Below are 2,138 nucleotides of genomic sequence, written 5' to 3'. Positions count from 1 at the left end.
CGCCGCGTCCGCCGCGGCGACCGCGGGACGAACCGGAGCCGCCGCCCGCGGAGCGGCGCGGCCGCTCGGCGGCCGGGGCGGAGATGACGACGGGGATGCCGGACGGGGCCTGCGCGCCCGTGATGCGGGACAGCTCCTCCTCGCCCGAGCGCACGGCGGTGATCGTCGGGACGATGCCCGCCGACTCCATGAGCCTGCTCACCGCGCGCCGCTGGCCGGGCGTCACCAGGGTGACGACGCTGCCGGACTCGCCCGCGCGGGCCGTGCGGCCGCCGCGGTGCAGGTAGTCCTTGTGGTCGCTGGGCGGGTCCACGTTGACGACGAGGTCGAGGTTGTCGACGTGGATGCCGCGGGCGGCGACGTTGGTGGCGACCAGCACGGTGACGTGGCCGTCCTTGAACTGCGCCAGCGTGCGGGTGCGCTGCGGCTGGGACCGGCCGCCGTGCAGGGCCGCGGCACGGACGCCGCTGCCGAGCAGGTGCTTGGTGAGCTTGTCCACCGCGTGCTTGGTGTCGAGGAACATGATCACGCGGCCGTCGCGGGCGGCGATCTCCGTCGTCGTGCGGTACTTGTCCGTGTCGTGGACGTGCAGCACGTGGTGCTCCATCGTCGTGACGGCACCGGCCGACGGGTCGACGGAGTGCACCACCGGGTCGCTCAGGTACCGGCGGACCAGCAGGTCGACGTTGCGGTCGAGAGTGGCCGAGAACAGCATCCGCTGCCCGCCCGGACGCACCTGGTCGAGCAGCGCGGTGACCTGCGGCATGAAGCCCATGTCGGTCATCTGGTCGGCCTCGTCGAGGACGGTGATCTCGACGGTGTCCAGACGGCAGTCGCCGCGGTCCACGAGGTCCTTGAGGCGTCCGGGCGTCGCGATGACGACCTCCACACCGGCGCGCAGCGCGCTGGTCTGGCGGCCGATCGACATGCCGCCGACGACGGTGGCGAGCCGCAGCCGCAGGGCGCGCGCGTACGGCGTGAGCGCGTCGGTGACCTGCTGGGCCAGTTCGCGGGTGGGAACCAGGACGAGGGCGAGCGGCCTGCCGGGCTCGGCGCGGCGGCCCGAGATACGGGCCAGGGTGGCGAGGCCGAAGGCGAGGGTCTTGCCCGAGCCGGTGCGGCCGCGGCCGAGCACGTCACGGCCGGCCAGGGAGTTCGGCAGGGTGGCCGCCTGGATCGGGAACGGGTCGGTGACGCCCTGCTGGCCGAGCGCGGTCAGCAGCGGGGCGGGCATCTCCAGGTCCGCGAACGTCTCGACCGCGGGGAGCGCGGGAGTGATCGTCTTCGGCAGGGCGAACTCGCCCTGGGGAGCGGACGGCCGGGGGCCTCCGCCGCGCGAGGAGCGCCGGGGCGCCGGCGGGCGGCCCATGGTGGAGCCTCCGGAGCGGCGGTCGTGCTGGCGGGCGGGGCGGGGCGTGCGTGCGCGGTTCAAGCGGCACCTTCCTTGATGCGGGGCGCGTATCAAGGAATTTCCGCAGCAAAATGAACGACGCAGAGAATCGCGAGAACGGGCCGAGTTCGATGGGGGCGGGAAAATGCCCCGAAAATTCACGAGCTGGGGCCCGCACCCCCAGGTGCGGGCCCCAGCTGCGAAGTATGCGTCAGAGCCGAGATCAGGCGGGAACGATGTTCTCGGCGGTCGGGCCCTTCTGGCCCTGGCCGATGTCGAACGACACCTTCTGGCCCTCCTGGAGCTCACGGAAGCCGGAGGCGTTGATGTTCGAGTAGTGGGCGAAGACGTCGGCGCCGCCGCCGTCCTGCTCGATGAAGCCGAAGCCCTTTTCCGCGTTGAACCACTTCACAGTGCCGGTAGCCATGTCTTTTCCCCTTCGAGGACGGAGCGGAGAACGCCCTGTGCGTGCTCCGTGTCGCCGCGATGATCAGCCCGTCGGAAAAAAGAACCTTTTGGCAACCACAACTGCAACCTGCATCGACACTAGCACGCCGTGCTCGACGACGCCGGGCGGAAAAGCTCAGGTCACCCCTGCGGGTACGGGAATATCCGGCGGCCCGCCGGGTCGGCATTCGGTCCCGGCCGCCCGCGCGGGGCCGGGCGGGGCCGGGCCGCGTTCAGCGCAGGGGCCTGCGGACCCACGCCTCCCGGGCCGTCCCGGGGCCGGCGGCGGTCCCCGGCGTGC

The 2,138-nt window shown here is 72.5% G+C and carries 2 protein-coding genes; both read right to left on the bottom strand.

The window, feature by feature from the left end; translation table 11 throughout:
• Positions 1 to 1,432, bottom strand: a 1,432-nt coding sequence (locus GA0115242_RS17860; protein WP_370672294.1) for a DEAD/DEAH box helicase, incomplete at its 3' end; no start/stop codon positions are given.
• Between the two features lie 181 nt (positions 1,433 to 1,613).
• Positions 1,614 to 1,817: a cold-shock protein gene (locus GA0115242_RS17855; RefSeq protein WP_093829605.1), complete on the bottom strand. Its 204-nt coding sequence runs from the start codon at positions 1,815 to 1,817 to the stop codon at positions 1,614 to 1,616.
• Between the last annotated feature and the right edge of the window lie 321 nt (positions 1,818 to 2,138).

Source organism: Streptomyces sp. SolWspMP-5a-2, assembly GCF_900091845.1.
Lineage (GTDB): Bacteria > Actinomycetota > Actinomycetes > Streptomycetales > Streptomycetaceae > Streptomyces > Streptomyces doudnae.
This window is presented reverse-complemented; position numbering and strand designations above follow the sequence as displayed.

What these genes read in the sequence shown, in the direction of transcription:
- GA0115242_RS17855 (WP_093829605.1), bottom strand. Translation starts at nt 1,817, where the DNA reads ATGGCTACCGGCACTGTGAAGTGGTTCAACGCGGAAAAGGGCTTCGGC.